Origin of the sequence: Arthrobacter sp. UNCCL28 (assembly GCF_900102805.1) — a bacterium.
Taxonomy (GTDB): Bacteria; Actinomycetota; Actinomycetes; order Actinomycetales; family Micrococcaceae; genus Arthrobacter; species Arthrobacter nicotinovorans_A.
Map to the genome: position 1 here is coordinate 17,671 of NZ_FMWE01000005.1, position 20,211 is coordinate 37,881.

At 63.1% G+C, this 20,211-nt stretch carries 20 protein-coding genes; 11 read left to right on the forward strand and 9 right to left on the reverse strand.

The window, feature by feature from the left end:
• The first annotated feature begins 21 nt into the window (after nt 1–21).
• From ureG to BLQ01_RS14505, 3 genes are all read left to right on the forward strand, one after another.
• Nucleotides 22–639, forward strand: a complete 618-nt coding sequence (gene ureG, locus BLQ01_RS14495) for an urease accessory protein UreG (protein ID WP_091552521.1) — start codon at nt 22–24, stop codon at nt 637–639.
• A 319-nt stretch (nt 640–958) separates the two neighbouring features.
• The gene (locus BLQ01_RS14500; protein WP_309803831.1) at nt 959–1,792 is read left to right on the forward strand and encodes an urease accessory protein UreD; all 834 of its coding nucleotides are present in this window, start codon (nt 959–961) and stop codon (nt 1,790–1,792) included.
• Complete coding sequence (locus BLQ01_RS14505; RefSeq protein ID WP_091552524.1) at nt 1,792–2,832, forward strand: HoxN/HupN/NixA family nickel/cobalt transporter; 1,041 nt, start codon at nt 1,792–1,794, stop codon at nt 2,830–2,832. The genes BLQ01_RS14500 and BLQ01_RS14505 overlap by 1 nt, the downstream gene beginning before the upstream one ends.
• Here the strand turns inward: BLQ01_RS14505 and BLQ01_RS14510 are convergent.
• Nucleotides 2,829–3,806, reverse strand: coding sequence for a serine hydrolase domain-containing protein (locus BLQ01_RS14510; protein WP_091552526.1), 978 nt, complete (start codon nt 3,804–3,806; stop codon nt 2,829–2,831). The two genes, BLQ01_RS14505 and BLQ01_RS14510, sit on opposite strands and share 4 nt — an antisense overlap.
• A gap of 261 nt (nt 3,807–4,067) precedes the next feature.
• Between BLQ01_RS14510 and BLQ01_RS14515 the strand changes: the two genes are divergently transcribed.
• The 4 genes from BLQ01_RS14515 to BLQ01_RS14530 all read left to right on the forward strand — a co-directional run bounded on the left by BLQ01_RS14515 (nt 4,068) and on the right by BLQ01_RS14530 (nt 8,882).
• The gene (locus BLQ01_RS14515; RefSeq protein WP_026541705.1) at nt 4,068–4,691 is read left to right on the forward strand and encodes a hypothetical protein; all 624 of its coding nucleotides are present in this window, start codon (nt 4,068–4,070) and stop codon (nt 4,689–4,691) included.
• Between the two features lie 24 nt (nt 4,692–4,715).
• Nucleotides 4,716–7,229 (forward strand): S26 family signal peptidase, encoded by a 2,514-nt coding sequence (locus BLQ01_RS14520; RefSeq protein ID WP_254779465.1) that lies wholly within the window; start codon nt 4,716–4,718, stop codon nt 7,227–7,229.
• 112 nt (nt 7,230–7,341) lie between these two features.
• Entirely contained in the window at nt 7,342–7,851 is a 510-nt protein-coding gene (locus BLQ01_RS14525) for an RNA polymerase sigma factor (RefSeq protein WP_091552527.1), read from the forward strand.
• 5 nt (nt 7,852–7,856) lie between these two features.
• Nucleotides 7,857–8,882: a hypothetical protein gene (locus BLQ01_RS14530; protein ID WP_091552529.1), complete on the forward strand. Its 1,026-nt coding sequence runs from the start codon at nt 7,857–7,859 to the stop codon at nt 8,880–8,882.
• 74 nt (nt 8,883–8,956) lie between these two features.
• On the opposite strand, the gene BLQ01_RS14535 is transcribed toward BLQ01_RS14530, so the two are convergent.
• The gene (locus BLQ01_RS14535; protein WP_091552531.1) at nt 8,957–11,746 is read right to left on the reverse strand and encodes an alpha-amylase family glycosyl hydrolase; all 2,790 of its coding nucleotides are present in this window, start codon (nt 11,744–11,746) and stop codon (nt 8,957–8,959) included.
• Between the two features lie 307 nt (nt 11,747–12,053).
• Here BLQ01_RS14535 and BLQ01_RS14540 point away from each other — a divergent pair, with 307 nt between their 5' ends.
• Nucleotides 12,054–12,251: a hypothetical protein gene (locus tag BLQ01_RS14540; RefSeq protein ID WP_091552532.1), complete on the forward strand. Its 198-nt coding sequence runs from the start codon at nt 12,054–12,056 to the stop codon at nt 12,249–12,251.
• On the forward strand, nt 12,248–12,478 hold the full coding sequence (locus BLQ01_RS14545; RefSeq protein WP_026541710.1) for a hypothetical protein: 231 nt from the start codon (nt 12,248–12,250) through the stop codon (nt 12,476–12,478). The genes BLQ01_RS14540 and BLQ01_RS14545 overlap by 4 nt, the downstream gene beginning before the upstream one ends.
• Nucleotides 12,479–12,551: 73 nt before the next feature.
• Here the strand turns inward: BLQ01_RS14545 and BLQ01_RS14550 are convergent, their stop codons facing one another.
• From BLQ01_RS14550 to BLQ01_RS14570, 5 genes are read right to left on the reverse strand one after another with little or no spacing between them, the layout of a single operon-like run.
• Nucleotides 12,552–13,595: a lactonase family protein gene (locus BLQ01_RS14550; RefSeq protein WP_175493452.1), complete on the reverse strand. Its 1,044-nt coding sequence runs from the start codon at nt 13,593–13,595 to the stop codon at nt 12,552–12,554.
• Nucleotides 13,596–13,597: 2 nt separating this feature from the next.
• Complete coding sequence (locus BLQ01_RS14555) at nt 13,598–14,428, reverse strand: aldo/keto reductase (protein WP_091552534.1); 831 nt, start codon at nt 14,426–14,428, stop codon at nt 13,598–13,600.
• Between the two features lie 60 nt (nt 14,429–14,488).
• Nucleotides 14,489–15,526, reverse strand: coding sequence for an NAD-dependent epimerase/dehydratase family protein (locus BLQ01_RS14560; protein WP_091552536.1), 1,038 nt, complete (start codon nt 15,524–15,526; stop codon nt 14,489–14,491).
• On the reverse strand, nt 15,523–16,494 hold the full coding sequence (locus tag BLQ01_RS14565) for an aldo/keto reductase (RefSeq protein ID WP_026548015.1): 972 nt from the start codon (nt 16,492–16,494) through the stop codon (nt 15,523–15,525). Before BLQ01_RS14565 ends, BLQ01_RS14560 begins: the two co-directional genes overlap by 4 nt.
• Before the next feature lie 38 nt (nt 16,495–16,532).
• Entirely contained in the window at nt 16,533–17,354 is an 822-nt protein-coding gene (locus tag BLQ01_RS14570) for an aldo/keto reductase (protein ID WP_091552537.1), read from the reverse strand.
• Between the two features lie 186 nt (nt 17,355–17,540).
• Between BLQ01_RS14570 and BLQ01_RS14575 the strand changes: the two genes are divergently transcribed.
• The gene (locus BLQ01_RS14575; RefSeq protein WP_091552539.1) at nt 17,541–18,428 is read left to right on the forward strand and encodes a helix-turn-helix transcriptional regulator; all 888 of its coding nucleotides are present in this window, start codon (nt 17,541–17,543) and stop codon (nt 18,426–18,428) included.
• 54 nt (nt 18,429–18,482) lie between these two features.
• Here BLQ01_RS14575 and BLQ01_RS14580 read toward each other — a convergent pair whose 3' ends face one another.
• Complete coding sequence (locus BLQ01_RS14580; RefSeq protein ID WP_026541717.1) at nt 18,483–18,692, reverse strand: dodecin; 210 nt, start codon at nt 18,690–18,692, stop codon at nt 18,483–18,485.
• Between the two features lie 113 nt (nt 18,693–18,805).
• Nucleotides 18,806–19,612, reverse strand: a complete 807-nt coding sequence (locus BLQ01_RS14585; protein WP_051420962.1) for an SDR family oxidoreductase — start codon at nt 19,610–19,612, stop codon at nt 18,806–18,808.
• Nucleotides 19,613–19,773: 161 nt separating this feature from the next.
• Between BLQ01_RS14585 and BLQ01_RS14590 the strand changes: the two genes are divergently transcribed.
• Complete coding sequence (locus BLQ01_RS14590; RefSeq protein ID WP_026541718.1) at nt 19,774–20,205, forward strand: universal stress protein; 432 nt, start codon at nt 19,774–19,776, stop codon at nt 20,203–20,205.
• Nucleotides 20,206–20,211 lie beyond the last annotated feature (6 nt).

Genomic DNA, 20,211 nt, shown 5'->3' on the forward strand with positions numbered 1-20,211 from the left:
TTGGAGCAAAGGACAGAAAACATGACTGAACCCATCAAAATCGGCGTCGGCGGACCCGTCGGAGCCGGCAAAACCCAGTTGGTGGAACGCATCACCCGGCACATGAGCCGGGACATCTCCATGGCCGCCATCACCAACGACATCTACACGATCGAAGACGCCAAAATCCTCGCGGCAAACGGCATCCTCCCCGAAGACCGCATCATCGGCGTCGAAACCGGCGGCTGCCCGCATACAGCTATCCGCGAAGACACCTCCATGAACACCGCGGCCATCGAAGAACTCAAGGCCAGGCACCCCGAGCTCCAGGTCATCTTCGTCGAATCCGGTGGCGACAACCTCTCCGCCACCTTCAGCCCCGAACTCGTCGACTTCTCCATCTACATCATCGACGTAGCCCAAGGCGAAAAAATCCCCCGCAAAGCCGGCCAAGGGATGATCAAATCCGACCTGTTCATCATCAACAAGACCGATTTGGCGCCACATGTTGGGGCGGACCTGGCCGTCATGGAGAGGGATTCCAAGGAGTTCCGCGGCAGTAAGCCGTTTTGCTTCACGAACCTGAAGACGGACGAAGGGTTGGACGAGGTCCTCAACTGGATCCGGCGCGACGTCCTGATGCTCGACTTGGCGCAATGACCGTGCTCATACCCGGGCGGGGACCGGCGGCTTCGCCGGGTGATAGGGGCCGTGCCCGCTTCGCGGTGCCCACCACGCCGCGGCCCCTATCACCCGGCTCCGCGGATCGCCCCGCCCCGGTTGCCGCCACGGCCCCGCGGCCCCTTAGCTCCGGCTGCGCCGCCTCCGCCGTCGGGGCACCTTGCGGGGGTGGCCTGTGAGCACGCGTGTAGTGGGCTCGGGCGTCGATGCTGGTCCTTGGGGGGTCGTGGAGCCGGGCGCTCGGTTGGCCTTTGGGAATGTTGAGCCGGGCGCTGGGTTGGCCTTGGGGGAGCGGGGTGTGCGGGGGCGGTTGGAGTTGGGGGTTGGGGTGCGCGGGGGGCGGTCTGTTGCTTTGCGGCAGTTCCATGAGGGCGCTTTGCGGGTGCTTAGGCCGCATTATCTGGATGGGTCCGGGCAGGTTTGCTATGTCATGGTCAATCCGGGTGGGGCGTATCTGGGGGCCGATCTGTTCGTTGTTGACGTGGAGGTTGGGGCTGGGGCTGAGCTGTTGTTGACCACGCAGTCGGCCACCAAGGTTTATCGGACACCGGGGTCGTTTGCTGAGCAGCGGATGAGTATCCGGCTTGGGGAGGGCTCGCGGTTGGAGCTGATGCCCGATCAGTTGATTGCTTACCGGGAGGCGAGCTATCGGCAGAATTCGCACATCAGCCTCCACCCGACGTCGAGCCTTGCCATGGCCGAAGTCATCACGCCGGGGTGGTCCCCTGACGGCGCGTCCTTTAAATATGAAGAGGTGCGGCTGCGCAATGAGATCTGGATCGAGGGCGGGAACGGGCCGAAATTGCTGGCGCTCGACAACCTCCTTATCCGGCCGCCCCTCAACGACGTGACCGGGATGGGTTTCATGGAGGGCTTCAGCCATCTGGGGTCGTTGGTGGTGGTGGACCCGCGGGTGGACCAGGAGCTTGCTGATGAACTGGACCGGGCCGTCAAGGATTTTGCCGCTTTCACGGGTATCTCCTTGACCACGACTATTGCCGGGAGTACCGGGATTGTGCTGCGATCGTTGTCCAACAGCACCGAGGAACTGAATACGTTGCTGGGTGCCTGCACCGGCCTTCTGCGGGAACGCTGGTACGGGCAGGAACCCTTGAATTTGAGGAAGTACTAATGACTGCCCTGACCGGGTTCGCCACCATGTACCGGGAGCGGGAGGCCTTGCCCCTGCGGACCCGGTTGCTTTTCACGTTCGGTGCCGTCGCCGCATTGCACCTTGCCGCCGTCGTGCTCCTGTTGGTCGGTGCGGCCGGCGCCGCGCAACCCCTGGCGCTCGGACTGGTGGTCACGGCCTACGTTGCCGGCATCAAACACAGCTACGACTGGGACCACATTGCGGCGATCGACAACTCCACCAGAAAGTTCGTGGCACAGCGCAAAGATCCTGTGAGCGTGGGGTTCGCGTTCAGCCTGGGGCACAGTTCCGTGGTGATCGCGGCGGGCCTGTTGGTGGTGGCGGGTGCATCCATGATCGGGCAGTTCATGGAGGACGGCACCACGGGCAACAAGGTGCTGGGGCTGATTGGCGCCGGTGTTTCCGGGCTGTTCCTGCTGGCGATGGGCCTGTTCAACGGATCGGCGTTCGTCCGTGCCACACAGGCGTACCGGAAGGTGCGGGCCGGCGGCGAGGTGCGGCACGAGGACCTGGAGGCCAAGGGCTTCGTGGCCCGGCTCCTGGCCAAACCCCTGTCCAAAGTGCAGCGGCCACGGAACATCTACGTCATCGGATTCCTTTTCGGCCTGGGATTCGACACCGCCACCACCATTGGGCTGCTGGTCATCACCACGACGGCGTCACTCGCCGGAGTTTCTCCTCTCGCCCTGCTTGCCCTCCCGCTTGCGTTCACGGCGGCTATGACACTGTGCGATTCAATCAATGGCGTAGCCATGATGAAGATGTACACCTCAGCCATTCACAACCCCCAGCGCAAGCTTCGCTTCAACGCCGTCATCACCGGAATCTCCGCTGTTTCGGCGCTCTTCATTGCGGTCATCACGTTGGGTGGGTTCGTGAATTCGGCGTTCGAACTCGAGGACCCGCTGACCACCTGGCTGGGCAGCATTGACCTGGGCGATGCCGGCCTGATCCTGGTGGGCTTGTTTGTGCTCTTGTGGGCAGTATCGGCGGTGCGCAGCAGGAAGATCAGCGTCTAGGAAGCTGCCACAGCGTTGAAGAGCTCGTTGGTGTCTACGCCCGTGTCCGGCGCGTCCAGCACATTCGTCAGGAACACCACGCACCTGTCCTGCTCCGGGAACATCCACCATTCTGTCCCGGACCAGCCAGGGTGGCCGTAGATCCCTTTGGCCAGGAGCTCGGTCTCATTGGCGGGCAGTTGGAAGCCCAATCCCGTATGCCTCAGCGGGGTGGGGCGGGTGGTGATGTGAGAAATCTCCGTGGTCCGTGGCCGGCGCATGGCCGCAAGGGTTGCGGGCTTGACTGCCTTCCCGGAATCCCGCAGAAGTTCCGAGCCCAGGTTGAGCAGGTCCGTGGCTGTGCCAAACAAGCCCGCTCCGGGATGGCGGTTCTTATACATGGCCTGCACATTCAGGCCCGCGGCCTCGGTGCCATGGACGGTGTGCGGGTTGCAGTCCGAGCTAAAGGTAAGCGATGCCGCGCCCGTGTCACGCGCGAGCGAAATCAGCTGTTCCTCGAACGGGCGCCCATCGGCCCACTCGGCCATGGCGGCGGCCCCCTCAAAAGCTATGTTGCAGTACTGGACCAGGCTTCCCGCGTAGAAGGCTTGGTCCGCTTCGGTGAGAGCCTCACGGAGGGGAGTGCCGGCGTCGAGCGCTGGATCGGCAATCCCGGAACGGTGGCTAAGCAGCTGTTCCAAAGTCACGCTGTCCGTGCGGCGGGCACCGAAGCCTGGGACGGCGGCGCTAAGAGGTGCCCCCAAGGACAGCTTCCCCCGCTCCATTTGCCGCATGACGGTCAAAGCGCTGATGGGTTTGGAAACGGAGAAGAGCGCAAAGTGGTCTTCGGGAGTTGCCTGCCTGCCGGCGTCGGTCCCGAACGCCACGACGTCCTCGATGCCATGGCTGGATGCGATTCCCAACACCGCGACGGGAACGCGCCCCAGGTCTACCTGCTTGCGGGCCCAGTCTGCGGAGGGTCCTGTTTCCACCATGGTTGTTCCACGCTCTCGTTAGGTTTCGGTGCAGTCGAATCTACCGTGGAAACAGGATCCCGGCCCGAAAAACGCACCTGTGCAGGTCAAGCACAGTAATGACAAGTCATATGACAAACTTCAGCAATTGCATGACTAACTTGTAGATAGGTTCCCTATATTCGCGTAGCCTGAACGTGTCGTAGCGCAGAAATGGGGTGCCTGGTTTCGATACTTCCCTGCGTGCGGTCATTCAGTGGTCTCAAGCAAAGGATGTCAGCCATGAAAACCCCCTCTTCCCGAACCAGGGCCATAGCCGGGTTCACAGCCGGGCCCATAGCGGTCATCATTGCCGGTGCAATGGTTTGGCAAGGATCCCAGGCCGCATTCACGGCCACCACGCGCAACTCCGGCAGCTCCTGGAGCGCAGGCAACGTCACGTTGACTGATGACGACCTCGGCGCGGCAGCATTCACGGTGGAAAACATCGTTCCCGGCCAAACGGGCCAAAAGTGCATCGTAGTGACGTCCAATTCCAATGTTCCCGGCGAAGTGCGGGCCTATACGCAAAACCTGATCACGGACCGCGGACTGGAAGACCGCATCTACTTTGATTTGGAACAGGGAACCGGCGGGTCATTCAATGACTGCACCGGTTTCACGCCCACGGCCAACACCGTCCCGGAGCTGCCTTTGTCCACACTGGCCACATCCAACAGGGACTACGCAACAGGCGGATCATCCTGGGACACTGCCGGTACCCCGGGAGAGACCCAAAGTTACCGGGGTACGTGGCGTTTCAACACCACGGGACTCACCCAGGAGCAAGTGAACGCGCTCCAGGGCGCCAGGGTCAGCATCGACCTCGTCTGGGAACTGCAGTCGGACACCGCGCCTACTCCGTAGGCTGAAGGGATCCAACGCAGCGTCGTGAGCCTGGAATACAAGGACAGCGCCAGAACAGCCCTGTTCTCCGCTGAGGGATGGGTGCCGTTTGTGGTGGCGCTCCTGGCCCGCGTTTATCTGGGCATCTCATTGACGCTGGCGGTTATCGCGCTGTTTCCAGCTGTGCTGGGCTGGAGCGGGAGCGTGGTGCAAAGCGGCTCCATGGAACCCCACATCAGCCCCGGCGACGTCGTCCTTTCCTCGGGGCTTCCGGATGACCACCCGGTCCCGGTGGGAGGCGTGGTGGAGTTCCTCAGTCCCGCAGAAGCCGAGCCCGACGGGAAAGAGAAGACCCGGCTTCACCGCATTGTCGGAGCCAACGACGACGGAACCTACATCACCGCCGGCGACGCCAATGTGGAGACCGACAGCACCCCCATGAAGCGGGAGCAGATCACGGGCCAGGCCCGCCTCTTGGTGCCCATGGTGGGTTTGCCTGGATTATGGATCTCCCACGGCACCCTTCCCCAGTTGGCCATATGGTCCGTGGGCACGTTGCTTGCGGTGGTGTGCGCCATTTATCTGGGCAGCTCCACGCCCGGCGGCGGGACGCGGAAGATCCCCGCCGCCGTCGCTACCGCCGCTGCCGCTACCGCCGCTGCCGCTACCGCCGCCGTCGCTACCGCTACCACCACCGTCGCTACCACCACAGCTGTTCCCGGCAGCATTCCCCCACTATGGGCGAGGCCGCGTACCAAGGCGGTAGCCGCCTTCCTCCTCGCGGCACTCATCGCCGTTCTGGTAATCCTTGGTGCGACGGCCGGGACAACAGCGGCAGCCTTCACCTCTGTCACCTCCAATACGGGCAATACGTTCGGCGCGGCCCCGGACTGGAACCCGCCCACGGTCACCCTCGCGGACCCGGGCGTCTCCATCAGGGACACCGCCACCATCTCAGCCACCGCCCAGGACGCCGAGTCCGGGATCAGGAGCATCGACGTCGAATACCTCCGGGACGGCTCGTCCACGTGGACCAATCTCTGTACGGCTGCCACCGCCACTGCCACGTGCCAGTGGAACACCAAAGCAGTGCCCGACGGCGGTTACAGCCTCCGTGCGCGGGCCACGGACAACGCCGGACTCACCTCAGTGACCCCGCTCCGCAGCACTACGATTGCCAACAGTTTCACTGTGGTCCTGGCGAGCCCCGCCGAAGCGGTGCGCGGGAACGTGCCCTTGTCCACCACGCTCCTGGGTGCAGGTAACACCATTTACAGCGTGCGCGTGGAGTACTCGTTGGCGGGGGCGAACAAGTGGAACACGTTGTGCCTGAACCTGGTCAGTCCCTATAACTGCACGTGGAACACGGCGCTCTTCACCAATGAAACGTACGATCTCCGCGCCGTGGCCGTGGCTGGACTGACCACGACCTACTCCGCTGTGGTGACCGACATCATCGTGGACAACCTGGCCCCCACCGTGGCATTGACGGACCCGGGCACTCCCTTGAGCGGGACCCGCACGTTGGCTGCCACCTCAACGGACACCCACTCCGGCGTCTCACAACTGAGCCTTCAATATGCCAAGACCGGCACCAGCACCTGGTCCACAGCGTGCACGGTCACTGAGACTCCCTATTCCTGCCGCTTTGACACCACCACCGTGTCCGATGGCGCCTATTCCTTCCGGGCCGTCAGCGTCGACGCTGCGGGAAATACCGCCACCACTGCGGCCACCAGCAGGACAGTGGATAACACCATTGCCTCAATTTCCCTTGAAGACCCGGGAGCCTACCTCACCGGCACCGTACCCCTATCCGCCGCCGCCAATTCAACCGCCGGGGTGGCTTCAGTCAGGATCCAGTCGGCACCTTCGGGAGCAGCCACGTGGACCACGCTCTGCACGTCAGCCGCAGTTCCCTATGGCTGCAACTGGAACACCAGCACCTATTCCGACGGCGCTTACGACCTCAGGGCCGTCCTCACTGACCGCACTGGCAAAGAGACCATCTCAGCCACGGTGGCTTCAAGGAGGGTGGACAACAGCCCGCTCCGGGCAGCCGACATCAGGGCCGTCAACGGGGGAGGAATCCAGAGCAGGCTTGATAGTGGTGACGCCATCAGCTTCGTCTACAGCCAACAGGTCAACCCGGCCAGTGTCACCCCCGGTTGGGCCGGCGCCGCGCTTCCGGTGACGGTGCGTCTGCGTGACGGCAACCTCGTGGGACTGGGCAACTCCGCAGATGTCCTTGACATCCAGCGAACCGGCAGCAGCGTCAACCTCGGCTCGGTCAACCTCAAGCAGAACTACGCCAAGAGCCGCAAGACAGTCCTTTTCAACGCCACCATGACCGCCACCACCGAAACCGTGGGCGGAGTTCCGCGGACAGTGGTTACCGTAACCCTCGGCGGTGCAGCCAGCGGCGGCTCCGGCGTGAGGACGGCAGGTGCGGCCGCAAGCATGGTCTGGACACCGACGTCGGCCGTCACCAGCCAGACAGGCGTCGCTTGCTCGCTGGCGCCCCTCACCGAAGCGGGTGTCCTGGACCGGGACTTCTAACCGGGCAACTGCAGCTTCCAGAAGATTTTCCGGGACTCTGTAACCGTGGCGCCCCGGCCGGAAACTATACAAGTATCCTGCAGTTCAGGGCTCTATATCAGGGGGAACAATCGTGCTTTCCGAGCGCGAATTGGCGTTCATCGCCATTCACAAAGACAGCTACCCATCCGTCTTCAAATTCGTCTGCCGGCGCGTTGAATCCGCTGACGCGGCGGAGGAGATCGCAGCCGACGTCTTTCGCATCGTCTGGCAAAAGTGGAGCGACGACTCGCGCCCGGAGCTCCCGTACCTATTGACGGTGGCCCGGAACCTGGTGGGGAACGCCTACAGGAGCCGCGACCGGCGGCTGGCATTGCAGGAAAAGCTGCGGACGACGGCGGTGGAGCGGTTTGGCGATGAGTCCGAAAACGTCGTGGTCCAGGACGCCATGATGCGGTTGCGTGAACAGGACCGGGACATCCTCCAACTGGCCTACTGGGACGACTTGAGCACCGCAGAAATAGCAGGCGTGCTGCAGTGCAGTGAATCGGCGGCCAAAGTCCGCCTCCACCGGGCCCGGACGGCGTTCCGGAAACAGATGCCTGCAGGGGCCGAAACCACCACACACAAGATGGGGGTCTGAAGACAATGGATCCGATCAAGAACCAGATTTCAGCGATTGACCCGCTCACAGTCGATCCAATTGCCGAGCCCAATGGGGAAGAAGCGCTGCACAGGATCCTCTCCGGCTCCACGGTGTTCAGCGACAGCCACCCGGCGGCGGCAGTGACGTCCCTTGACCAGCGCAGGCGCCGTAAGGCCCGGATCGCCGGAGGGCTGTTGCTCGCAGCTGCGGCCGTCACTGCGGGAGTGCTGGTCGCCGCCAACCTTGGCTCAGTGAGCTCCGCGCCGGCACCTGCTGTCACGGTCACCTCCACTGAAGCGACACCCACGCCCAGCGTTTCGGTCACGCCAACTCCCACGGCCACGCCCTCGGTGACGCCCACAGCGGCCGCACCGGCAACCACCCCGCCGGTGGCTCCCGCGGTCCCGATCCCAGAGCCCACACCAATTTCGACAACGACCCTGCCGCACGCTGTAGTGCCGACTTACACTTTCCCGGACGGGCATTTGTCCTTCACCTATCCGGTGGGCTGGAGTATCCGGGTGGAACAAGGACCATTCGATCCTCCCGGGACTGCGGAAGCCTCGCGCATTGTGACTGTCTTCGATGCCGCTGGGGCAGAGGTAGCCCGCGTGTTCAATGGCAACTACGCCGATGGTACGGGCGGCTGGGTGAAGAGAACCGTCTATGACCGAGCCGTAGTACCTGGTGTTGTGTCCTCGACGTCGCCCAACGACCCGGTGCAGTTCGGGTTCTTTGCCCACCAGTCGGCCCTCATGACGCACCCGGGAGAGGAAGCTCCGGCCACGCCGCTGGACCAGACTCCCACGTACATCATGGACGTTCGCCTGGCCTCGGAGATGCAAGCCGGTGAGACAGGTTCAGGCATCAATCAGATCCGCGTACCTAATGGCATTATGAGTGCTTACGCGATTTTCGATCCCGCCAAGCAGCCCGCCTTCGCCACCCCGGAAGCGGCCAAGGCTTGGATGAATACTACGCAGTACGCCCAGCTGAAGGCGATGTTCCTGAGCCTGAGCTACAAGTAGACCCATCTGAGTCGCAGTTGAGGCCGCTCAGAACGGCCTCAACTGCGACCTACTTGGGTTAGCGGACGGGGTGGTTAGCGGACCGTGACCAAATGGCTGGCGGGGTCGTACCGGAAGGTGACCGGGCCGCCGTCGTGCTTCAACGCGATGTTGCTGCCGTTCGGGGCGCCGGCCAAGCCGTAGTTCTCGGCCCAGGAACCGTTGATCGCGGCCTTGAACTCGTAGCTGCCCGCAGCAAGGTCGGGGACCGGGAGCTTCCAAATACCGTCCGTCGGGTCCAAGGACAGCTGGGCTTGGGCGCAATCCGGCATCCAGTCACCCGCGCAGCCGAGCTCGGAATTCAGGCTTCCCGGCACCGAGACGGCGGCCGGTTGCTGACCCGGGACAGCTGCGCTGATCACATTGGTGGCGTGGTCGTACAGGAACGTGACGGCGCCGCCGGAGTGCGTGAACACAACGTTGGGGCCGTCCAGCTCGCCGCCTGCACCGTAGTTTTCGTCCCAAGTGCCGTTGAGCGCGGCCTTGAACTCATAGGTACCGGCGGGCAGGTTGGGGATGTTCAGCTGCCACAGCCGATGCGTCGGCTCATACGTCATCAACGCCTGTTCGCAGGATGGCTGCCAGTCCTCGGCGCAGCCCAGCTCGGTGTTGAGGCTGCCGGCCACCGTGACGGACTCAGGCTGGGTGGGCTCACCCACCACGCTGCTCATCGGCGCGCTCGCCGACGTCTGCCCGCGGTTGTCCAGCACCACGGCGCGGTACTCCACGGACGCGCCGGGCTCCAGCGGGGACACGTCGTGGAAGACCTGGTACGGCGCGTTGTCGTCCGTGCCGATCGCCTGCCACTCGCCACCGCCCGTACGCGACTGGAAGGTGACTTCATAGAATGAGTTGCCGTCGACGTCGGCAGTCACCTTCATGCGGGAGGCGTCACCAGCCGCAGTGACCGGCTTCTTGAGCACGACGCCGGGCGCGGCCTTCGACTTCGCAAGTCGCCCTGCTGCTTCATAGATCACAGTGGAAAGTGGTGGGACGGTGACGGTCAGCTTTGCCTGTGTGTCGGTTTTCGCGCCGGCCACGGCGTCACCGTAGACCAGCTTGAATGGCTGCTTGGCCTCATACGTGGGGATCGCCGCGGTCTGGGCCGACTCGCTGTTGTTGACGGCCACGATGTACTCGCGCTGGTCCTTGGCGTCTATGCGGGAGAAGGCGTAGATGCCCGCACCATCGGCGGCGTAGCGGTTCTGTTGGGCGCCGCTGCGCAGTGTCGGGTGCTCGGCGGTGAGGGCGGCGAGTTCACTGATCTTTTTGTACAGCGGATGCTCGGTGTTGAAGTTGTCGGTGGCGTGTGTGGCACTGGTGCCAAGGAGATCGTCATCCAGGTATTCCTGGACTTTGCTGGCGAACATTGTCTGCCGGGAGTCCTGGTCTCCGCCCGCACCGGTGAAGCCCTGCTCGTCCCCGTAGTAGATCACCGGGTTGCCGCGCGAGAAGTACATCAGCTCGTGGGCTAGCTCGTCACGTTCCACCAGTTCGGCGTCACTTGCGCCCACGTTGTCCTGTGCGATGAAGGTGCCGATGCGGCCCATGTCGTGGTTGCCCAGGAAGGTGGGCAATTGGTAGACGTTGGAGTCAGCGTCGGTGTACCAGTCATCTCCATCGAAGAAGTCCGCCAGACCCGTGGCCTTGCTGCCCTGGGATGCGAAGCTGCGGGCTGCACCTTGGAAGCCGAAGTCCAGGACGGCCTGCATTTGGTTCCTGGTGGTGAACTTGGACGTGATGCTCTTGGAGGTGTCGAAAACTTCGCCGAACATGAAGAACTCGTCCTTGCCTTGTTCCTTCGCGTAGTTGAGAACCTCCGGTCCGAACTTCTGCCAGAACTCGTCATTGACGTGCTTCATGGTGTCGATGCGGAAGCCGTCGATCCCGAAGTCGCGGATCCAGGTTTTGTAGACGTCCATCATCCCGTTCACCACCTTCGGGTTCTCGGTGAACAAGTCATCCAGTCCAAAGAAATCGCCGTAGAGGGAGTCCTCGCCGGCAAAGTTGGTGTTGCCTCGGTTGTGATAGAGCGTGGGGTCGTTCAGCCAGGATGGGACCTTGACGGCTTTTTCGGCCGCAGGGACCACGGGTGTGTACGGGAAGGACGTTGCGGCATCAAGCGCCGGGAAGTCCTGCGTCCCGGCGTAATCCCGGTCATCGAAGACCTCGCCCGACGCCGTCCGGTAGGGCTCGGTGTCCTTGGAAATGTAGGGGGCCGAGGCGTTCTCCTGGTACTGGATCACATCCGCGGTGTGGTTGGTGATGATGTCGAAGTACACCTTCATGCCACGGGCGTGCGCGGTATCAATAAGGGTTTTCAGCTCGGCGTTAGTGCCCAGATGGGGGTCAATCTGGGTGAAGTCCGTGACCCAGTACCCGTGGTAGCCGGCTGAACTGTTGGCCAGGGTGCCGTCACCCTGAACCGCCTTGTTCTTGAAGCTGGGTGTCAGCCAGAGGGAATTGGTGCCCAGGCCTTGGATGTAATCCAGTTGGTCCTGCAGGCCTTTCAGGTCTCCGCCGTTGAAGAAGCCTTTGCGGGTGGGGTCGAAACCGGACACCATCGGATCGGTGCCCAATCCGCCGTCGTCGTTTGCTGTGGTGCCGTTGTTGAAGCGGTCGGCCATGACGAAGTAGAAATTTTGATCGCTCACCCCTCCCCGGATGGAGTGCAGGGCTGCGGGATCAGCGTCTTTGGAGCCCGGGGCGGCACCCGCGGGGAGGACCGCTGTGGCGGTGAGGGCCGCCGTCGTCAGGACGACTGCAGTAAGGCGACCGAGGCGGCGATGTGGGGAGAGTGCTGGTCTATAGCTGCGAGATAACAAGTGATGGAACCTTCCGCTAAGCGACGGTGCTGTGGGACAAGTCACAACTGTAAGCGCTTGCTGCACGTTAATCCATAGATTCTCAGCGTTACGGGATGTGAAGTTCTGTACTTCGGGTCCTATTGTGGAAGCGCTTGCAGGCGCGCTAGCGGGAGACGTGCCATGGCGGCACTGTCCTCATGCACGAGCTACCTCCAAAACGCTATGCAGTTGTCTATAACGAAGCCCTTGTGACTTGCATAGGGTTGAAGAGATCTGCTTCACACCACGCAGTGCCCCGATCTACCCCCAAGGATGAGTTTCAACGATGAAGAGCATCGCCCTCCTGCGCGAACGAGCCGCCCGCACCATGCCAACCGGGTCCCACTGCCCGGCATCGGGCCTGTGGAGCCCGGACTCCGATCCGGACGCCGTCCAGGTTTTCCCCGAGGGTCACGTGCTTCCCGCCCACAATGGCGAGGCAACTATGTGGCGGCGCCGCACTGCTGCCGAAGTATCAGCGTGACCAGCTCCATCCTGAACCGGCCGGCAGACTACCGGCACGTTCCCGCGGCAGAATGGTCCGAGCTCAGTTCCGGCGATCCTGTGTGGATCTACGACGTCGCCTGGGGTGCCGGCACGGGCCGTGTGGACGACGTCTCAAAGCATCAGGAACTGCTGTGGGTCATCCTTGAACCCACTGGCCGCAAACTGATCTGCGGCACCGACGACGTCCAGGTCTGGTCCGCCTGAAAAGCCCGCCGAGGTGGCGCTTACTACCAATGTCTGAGCGGATCATGGGTATTGAGTGCCACCTCGGTGTCAGTTAACCGGCGGGGACCAGCACGCTGGGGGAACCCGTTTCCACCCGGCCCGCGGGGCCGTCCGGCAATCCTGTGGCCGGGTCCAGCCTGAAACTCACGACGTCGTCCGAGCCTTCGTTGGCGACGTACAGCCAGCCTTCGCGGACCAGGTGGTGGCGGGGCCAGGCGCCGCCGCAGGGAACGTCGGCGATGGGCTCAAGTCCAGTGCCGTCGTGGCTCACTTTCAGCACGCAGATGCGGTCCGATCCACGCACCCCCACATAAGCGAATCGGCCATCCGGCGACAACGCAATCTCTGCTCCGGCGTCGCCGTCTTTGACCCCCGAAGCAGTCGCCGGAACCACGGCCATCAGCTCGTAGGTACCGTCCGGTTCCATTCGGATCGCGGCGACTTCCACGGAGTATTCGGTATCCACAAAAACGGTCCCGCTGTGATGCCGCGCCATGTGCCGCGGGCCGGAGCCCTGGGGCAAAACCACCTGATGGTCCAGTTGCAGCCCCTCGCCGGGAACGTATTTCCACACCCGGACCAGGTCATGCCCAAGATCGGTGGTCATCACGCGTCCGTCCGGGAGCATCAGGCTTGAATGCCCGCGGCTTGGCCGCTGCCCGTCCGGGGACGTTGCAGTGTGGGGATCGACGGCGGCTGCCGCGCTGGTGCGCGAGGTGATGGCGCCGTCGTGGTCCAATTCGTAAAGGATGACCTGACCGTCGCCCCAACAGGTGGCCACAATAAAGCGTCCTTGCGGGTCCGCGGCAACATGGCACGTGGCCTCACCGGCCGGCCAGGGGTCACCCAGCGGCTCGAGTTCCGACTCGCCCGTACGGCGGTAAGCGCGGACGGTCTTTGCTTCCTCGGCCACCGCATAGACCACCGGCAGCGTTGGATGCACTGCAAGGAACGACGGTGAATCTGCAACCACAGCCAAGCCGAGTGAGCTCAGTTGGCCGTCATCGCCGGCCGATAGGGCGGTGATGCCCTTGCCGTTGGCGTTCCTGTCGGCGGTGTAGGAACCCACCCAGATCAGTGTGTTTTCGTTGGCCATGGTCAGTGCCCCTGTACGTCCGAGTCGACGCCTGCGTCAGGTCCGGCGTCGAGGGTTTGCAGTTTGGAAAGGTCCTCCTGGTCCAGTTCGAAATCGAACACCTCCAGGTTCTCCTTCATCCGTTCCGGATTAGCGGTCTTGGGAATGGCAACCAGCCCCTGCTGGACGTGCCACCGCAGCACCACCTGGCCCGGCGTCTTCCCATACTTCCCGCCGATGCCGGCCAACACCGGGGCGTTGAGCAGATCGCTGCTGGCACCCAGCGGACTGTAAGACTCGGTGACGATCCCATGCCGTTCGTTGTAGGCCCGGGCTGCCGGACGGGGAATGGAAGGGCTGACCTGGATTTGGTTCACCGCAGGCACCACGTCAGTTTCCCGGAACAACTGGTCCAGGTGTCCCGGCTTGAAGTTGGAGACGCCAATGGAGCGGGCCTTGCCTGAGGCCTGGAGTTCCTCGAAGGTCTTCCAGGTGGAAACGAACTCGCCCCGCCGGGGGAGCGGCCAGTGGATCAGGAGCAGGTCAACGTATTCCAGCCCCAGCCGTTCCAGCGATCCCTCCAGTCCCGCAATAGCCTTGCCGGAGCCCTGGAACTCCCCATCCAGCTTGGTGGTGATGAAGAGTTCTTCGCGGCCCACTCCACACGCACGGATGCCGTTGCCGACGCCCTTCTCATTGCCGTACTTTTTGGCCGTATCCACATGCCGGTAGCCGTGCGACACCGCTTCCACCACGGCGTCGGCCACCTCGGCGTCATTCAGGGGCCAGGTGCCCAGTCCCAACTGCGGGATCCTCTGGCCGTCGTTGAGTTCAATGAGTGGGGCAAGTGTCATGGGCTTGGTCTCCTCCGGGTTTCTCTGTTTCTACGCTGGACGGCAGCTGCTTGGCAACAGCTACCGCCGCGACCACTCATGGAGCCGGTCGCTCAGCTCCATGAAATCCTCCTTCACCACCTGAAGCTCAGGATGGGTGTCATACCAGTCGACGATCTCCCGGGCACCGTCCGCAAAAGGAATCGTGGCCCTGTAGTCCGGAACCAGCGCCTTGATCTTGGAGTTGTCGAACACCACGGAATGGGAGCGGTCGCCCAGCAGGTTGGGGCCAAGCTCCGGGCTGTGGGCGGCGATGGTCTCGGAGGCAACGTGGAACAGGCGTGGTTCCGCCACGCCTGCCGCCCTCGCGAAGAGGCCATAGACCTGGTTCCACGGCAGGAACTCGTCAGAAGTAATCGTGTAGCTCTCACCGATGGCCTGGGGCCTTCCCAGCAGGCCGACGAAGGCCTTGGCGAAATCCCTGCTGTGCGTCAAAGTCCACAACGATGTTCCATCCCCATGAACCAGGATGGGCAGCCCCGCGCGCATGCGGTGAATATCGGTCCACCCGCCCACCATCGCAATCTTGGTGCGGTCATAAGTATGGGATGGACGGACCACCGTCACCGGAAAGTCCTGCTCGCGGTAGGCCTGGAACAGCAACTCCTCGCAGGCGATCTTGTCCCTGGAGTACTGCCAGAACGGATTCTTCAGCGGGGTCGATTCCCGGATAGGCAATGTTGTTGGCGGTTTTTGGTAAGCAGAGGCTGAACTGATGAACACGTACTGGCCGGTCCGCCCACGGAACAATTCCAAGCCGGCCCGCGCCTGGTCCGGGGTGAAGGAGATAAAGTCCGCAACGGCGTCGAACTCCCTTCCTTGCAGTACTTCCCGCACGGCGCCGGCATCACGGACGTCCGCGTGGAGGACCTCCGCCCCGTCCGGTACCGGCCGCCCGGCTGACCGTCCCCTGTTGAGGATGGTCAGCCGGTGGCCCAGTGCGACGGCGCGTTCAGCCGCCGCCGCACTGATGACCCCGGTCCCGCCAATGAACAGGATGTTCCTCGGCGACACGGTGTCCGCTGCCAACCCGAGGCTGTGGGACGACAGGTTGCTCACCAGGCGTAATCCTCCGGCGCGGTGCGGTGGCCCGGGAATATATCGTCCAAGCGCTTGAGGGCGTCCTCGTTCAAGGTGACGTCCAGCGCCCGGATGGCCGCATCCAGTTGTTCCTGCGTGCGTGGCCCAACAATCGGCGCCGTGACGGCCGGCTGGTGCAGCAGCCAGGCCAGGGCGACGTCGCCGGGTGCGTGGCCCAGCTCGTCCGCGAAATCCTCGTACCGGCGGATCTGGTCCTCGTGCTTCTTGAGGGTCTCCAGTGCGCGGCCCTCGGCGCGGCGAACCCCCTGTTCTTCCTTCTTCAGAACGCCACCCAACAGTCCGCCCTGCAGCGGCGACCACGGGATCAGGCCCAAGCCATACTGCTGCGCAGCAGGAATGACCTCAAGCTCAAGTTCGCGCCGGAACAGGTTGTAAATGGACTGCTCGCTGACCAGGCCCGTGTAATTCCGCCTCCGGGCAGCTTCCTGCGCCTGGGCGATATGCCAACCCGCAAAGTTGCTGCTGCCCGAGTACAGGATCTTGCCCTGCTGGACGGCAACCTCGATCGCCTGCCAGATTTCATCCCACGGGGTCTCACGATCAATGTGGTGGAACTGGTAGATGTCGATGTAATCCGTCTGCAAACGCTTCAGGCTCGCGTCCAGTGCACGGCGGATGTTCAATGCGGACAGCTTGGACTCGTTGGGCCGGTCCGTCATGGTGCCGTACAACTTGGTGGCCAGGACCGTGCGCTCACGGCGCTCGCCGCCCTTCGCGAACCAGCGGCCGATGATCTCCTCGGTCCAGCCCCGGTGCTCCACGCCGCCATAAACGTTGGCGGTGTCGAAGAAGTTGATGCCGGAATCCAGCGCAGAATCCATGATCGAGTGGGCTGTCGCTTCGTCCGTCTGGGGGCCGAAATTCATGGTGCCCAGGCAGAGGCGGGATACTTTCAGGCCGGAACGGCCCAGGTGGGTGTACTGCATGTTTGTCCTTAGTTGTTAGGGCTGGGTGAAAGCGCTTCCTAGAGCTGGGTGAAAGCGGCGACGGCGGGATCGGAACCGATGCGGGCGCCCGCCTCAAGTGCCGTAACGGCTGCCAGTTCTGATTCGGTGAGGGAAAGGTCTGTTGCGCCGAAGTTCTCGCGCATGCGTGCGGAGTCCGCAGACTTGGGGATCACGATGGTCCCCTGCGCCAGGTGCCAAGCTAGGATCACCTGTGCAGGAGTGGTGCCGTGTGCGGCGGCCACCAATGCCACCTGCTCGGCGTTAAGGTCCTTGCCTTGGCCCAGCGGGCTGTACGCCTCCACCGCGATGCTCAGGTCGCGGCACTTGTTGGCCAGCTCGCCCTGCTGGTAGGTGGGGTGGACCTCGATCTGGTTCACTGCCGGGACCACGTCTGCCTCACGAAGAAGCGTGTCCAGGTGCTCGGACAGGAAATTGGAGACGCCGATCGCCCGGATCTGCTTGTCCTGGTAGAGCTTCTCCATCTTTTTCCAAGCCTGCGTGTAAAGGCCCTGCGACGGGACCGGCCAGTGGATCAGGTAGAGGTCAATGACTTCCAGGCCCAAGGCATCACGGCTTCGCTGGAAGGCATCGTAGGCCTCGCCCTGTTCGCCGTTGCGAAGCTTGGTGGTGATGAAGAGTTCCTCGCGCGGAATCCCTGAAGCTGCAATGGCAGCACCGACTCCTGCCTCATTGCGGTACGCGGCAGCGGTGTCGATGTGGCGGTAGCCGGCTTCAAAGGCGTCTTCCACTACCTTCTGCGTTTCCTCAGCAGGTACCTGGAAGACACCGAATCCGAGCTGGGGAATGGTGACGCCGTTGTTCAATGTCAGCTCTGGCATGACGGTCTCCTTCGACGGGATGATGATGGTGGTGACACTCCAGAAAGCGTTTTCGGAGGCTCTGTACCGAGCCTATGCACTTTTGGCTGCAGAGTCAGCAATCCAACCTGATCCTGTTTTTCCTAGGTCTGGTAGTCCTACCCACAAAGGTGGTCTTTCACACGTTCCAAACGGCAGAATGGACGAATGGGTCAAAGCGCCGAGTTCGGAAAATTCCTCAAAGTCATGCGTGCCCGCCTCACACCCGAAGACGCCGGAACCCTGGAATCCAGTGGTTCGCGCCGGGTGCCCGGCCTCCGCCGCGAGGAAGTGGCACGCCTGTCCGGAGTGAGCACGGACTACTACACGCGCCTTGAGCAAGGCCGCAACATCCACCCCTCCAAGGCTGTGCTGGAATCCGTGGCCCGCGCACTTCGGCTGGACGCAGGGGAGCAGGCGCACATGATGGACCTGCTGGAGCACTGCGCCGGCTCGGCTGGAAATCCCGGCCCCGTCCAGAAGGTGCGGCCCGCGGTGCGGCAGCTGCTGGACGCCGTCGGGGATGTTCCTGCCTTGGTGTTGGGGCGCCGTGCCGACGTCCTGGCCGGAAACCGCCTGGCCCATTTGTTGTTCACCGACTTCACGGCGTTGCCCGCAGGGGAGCGGAACCTCACGCGTTGGATCATCCTTGATCCCGCAGCAGGGTTGCTGTTCAGGGACTGGAAGACCGTGGCGGCTGAGGCCGTGGGGGCGCTGCGCATGGACGTAGGCCGGCATCCCAATGATCCCCAGACCAACCAACTCGTGGGGGAGCTTGCCGTCCACAGTGAACATTTCCGTCAGTGGTGGGCCGGGCACCGGGTCACGTCGAGGTCCGCCGGAACCATTCGGCTGCACCACCCCGTGGTGGGGGACCTGGAACTGAACTTTGAAACCCTCAGTCTCCCGGACGACCCCGACCAGATGCTGAGGGTGTATTCCGCGAAGGCCGGTTCGCCGTCGTCGGACGCTTTGACGCTGCTCAACATCGGCGACGTCGGCACCGGCGCCAACCCATCGGCCGTGCCCGAACCCTCTCACCGAGATGCCAGTTGATGACAATCCCGAGCCCCGGAACTGCCATCAACTGCCATCTGGCGGAGGGGTGGGTCAGCGCTCCAAGCGGAAACCGAGCTTGATGGTGACCTGCCAGTCGGCAACTGCGCCGTCCTCGAGGTGGCCGCGGATTTCCTTGACCTCAAACCAGTCGAGGTTCCGCAAGGTTTCGGACGCTGTGGCGATCCCGTTCTTGATGGCGTCGTCAACGCCCTCCGTGGAAGTTCCTACAATTTCGGAAACGCTATAGGTGTGGCCAGCCATGGTGCTCCTCATCAACGTCTTACGAATCTCTGGAAAGGTAAATCCGGCCCGCCGGGCAGGCCGTTTATGCAGACTAGCCCACGGATCACCGCGCGGCCAGAGCCTGCAGCGGCCTAGCTTTCGCGCCAATCATTGCTGGTGATGTGCGAGCCCGCCTGCGGCCCCATCTGCAGCATTCCGCCGTCCACCGGCCATGATGCGCCGTTGACGTAGCTCGAATCCGGGGACGCCAGGAAGGCGATCACCGCTGCGATCTCGCGGGCGTCACCGGGACGGCCAACAGGCACGCCGGGACGTTCCTTGCCCTTGGGGTCCTCGTCTTCCTGGCCTGTCATGGGGGTGGCGATCTCACCGGGTGCCACGTTGTTGGCAGTGATCCCGTGTTCGGCGAGTTCCAGGGCCATGGTCTTGATGAGGCCACCCAGGCCGTGCTTGGAAGCGTCGTAGGCCGAGGCCCCAACGCGTGGCTGGAACTCATGGACACTGGTGACGGCGATGATCCGCCCGCCCCGGCCGGCCTTCACCATCCGCTTGGCTGCTGTTTGCATGGCCACGAAGGCGCCGTTGAGGTTGGTGTCCAAGGTGGACATCCAGGTGTCGTAGTCCAACTCAAGGAACTTGGTGCCATCGCCGGTGCCGGAGTTGTTGACGAAGACATCCACCCCGCCAAGTTCCTCCGCCAGGTTCTCGATGGCGGCAGCTGTTCCGCGGACATCCGTGGTGTCCAGTTGATGGACCACCGCTTTCCGGCCGAGACCGCGGACTTCCTCGGCTGTTTCCTCCGCGCCCTGCTGGTCCGAGTGCCACGTGATGCCAACGTCCATGCCGGCTTTGGCCAACGCCACCGCAGTGGCCTTTCCGATGCCTGAATCCGATCCTGTGACGATGGCGGTCTGAGGAGAAAATGGTGCGCTGCTCATGGTCCTGCCTTTCGGTCGTGTGATCGTTCCGATAGTTGTATCCCTACCCAGTGACACCGGCCGTAAACACTCCCGGTTCAAAGGGTTATCCCGGCTGATGGTGATCGAGTGTAGATTTTCTTGCAGCAGCACCCAGTGAATCCCCACAACCAGGAGTACTCATGTCAGAAGTTATTGTGGTCGGCGTTGACAGCAGCGAGACGGCCAAACGGGCAGCCGTGGCAGCAGCGAAGCTCGCCACCGCACTCGGCGCCGAACTGCACGTGATCAGCGGCTTCTCCGATGACCGGATCGAAGAATTCGGCAGCGGCAGCGACCGCATCACAGTGTCCTCGGCCGACTCAGCGGAATACGTTGCCCGCAAGGTTTCCGAGGAGCTGGACGTCCCCGCAGGCAACATCAAGTACTTCGCGGCCCGCGGAACACCGGCCAACGCCCTCATCAACTACGCCGAGACCAACAACGCCTCGCTGATCGTGGTGGGCAACAAGCGCATGAGGGGCCTGGGCCGCGTCCTGGGCAGCATCGCCAACAGCGTGGCCCACGGTGCTCCGTGCGACGTCTACATCGTGAACACGGACGTAGACGCGTAGCCAACC

What these genes read in the sequence shown, in the direction of transcription:
- ureG (WP_091552521.1), top strand. Translation starts at nt 22, where the DNA reads ATGACTGAACCCATCAAAATCGGCGTCGGCGGACCCGTCGGAGCCGGC.
- BLQ01_RS14505 (WP_091552524.1), top strand. Translation starts at nt 1,792, where the DNA reads ATGACTGCCCTGACCGGGTTCGCCACCATGTACCGGGAGCGGGAGGCC.
- BLQ01_RS14510 (WP_091552526.1), bottom strand. Translation starts at nt 3,806, where the DNA reads ATGGTGGAAACAGGACCCTCCGCAGACTGGGCCCGCAAGCAGGTAGAC.
- BLQ01_RS14515 (WP_026541705.1), top strand. Translation starts at nt 4,068, where the DNA reads ATGAAAACCCCCTCTTCCCGAACCAGGGCCATAGCCGGGTTCACAGCC.
- BLQ01_RS14530 (WP_091552529.1), top strand. Translation starts at nt 7,857, where the DNA reads ATGGATCCGATCAAGAACCAGATTTCAGCGATTGACCCGCTCACAGTC.
- BLQ01_RS14540 (WP_091552532.1), top strand. Translation starts at nt 12,054, where the DNA reads ATGAAGAGCATCGCCCTCCTGCGCGAACGAGCCGCCCGCACCATGCCA.
- BLQ01_RS14550 (WP_175493452.1), bottom strand. Translation starts at nt 13,595, where the DNA reads ATGGCCAACGAAAACACACTGATCTGGGTGGGTTCCTACACCGCCGAC.
- BLQ01_RS14555 (WP_091552534.1), bottom strand. Translation starts at nt 14,428, where the DNA reads ATGACACTTGCCCCACTCATTGAACTCAACGACGGCCAGAGGATCCCG.
- BLQ01_RS14565 (WP_026548015.1), bottom strand. Translation starts at nt 16,494, where the DNA reads ATGCAGTACACCCACCTGGGCCGTTCCGGCCTGAAAGTATCCCGCCTC.
- BLQ01_RS14570 (WP_091552537.1), bottom strand. Translation starts at nt 17,354, where the DNA reads ATGCCAGAGCTGACATTGAACAACGGCGTCACCATTCCCCAGCTCGGA.
- BLQ01_RS14575 (WP_091552539.1), top strand. Translation starts at nt 17,541, where the DNA reads ATGGGTCAAAGCGCCGAGTTCGGAAAATTCCTCAAAGTCATGCGTGCC.
- BLQ01_RS14580 (WP_026541717.1), bottom strand. Translation starts at nt 18,692, where the DNA reads ATGGCTGGCCACACCTATAGCGTTTCCGAAATTGTAGGAACTTCCACG.
- BLQ01_RS14585 (WP_051420962.1), bottom strand. Translation starts at nt 19,612, where the DNA reads ATGAGCAGCGCACCATTTTCTCCTCAGACCGCCATCGTCACAGGATCG.
- BLQ01_RS14590 (WP_026541718.1), top strand. Translation starts at nt 19,774, where the DNA reads ATGTCAGAAGTTATTGTGGTCGGCGTTGACAGCAGCGAGACGGCCAAA.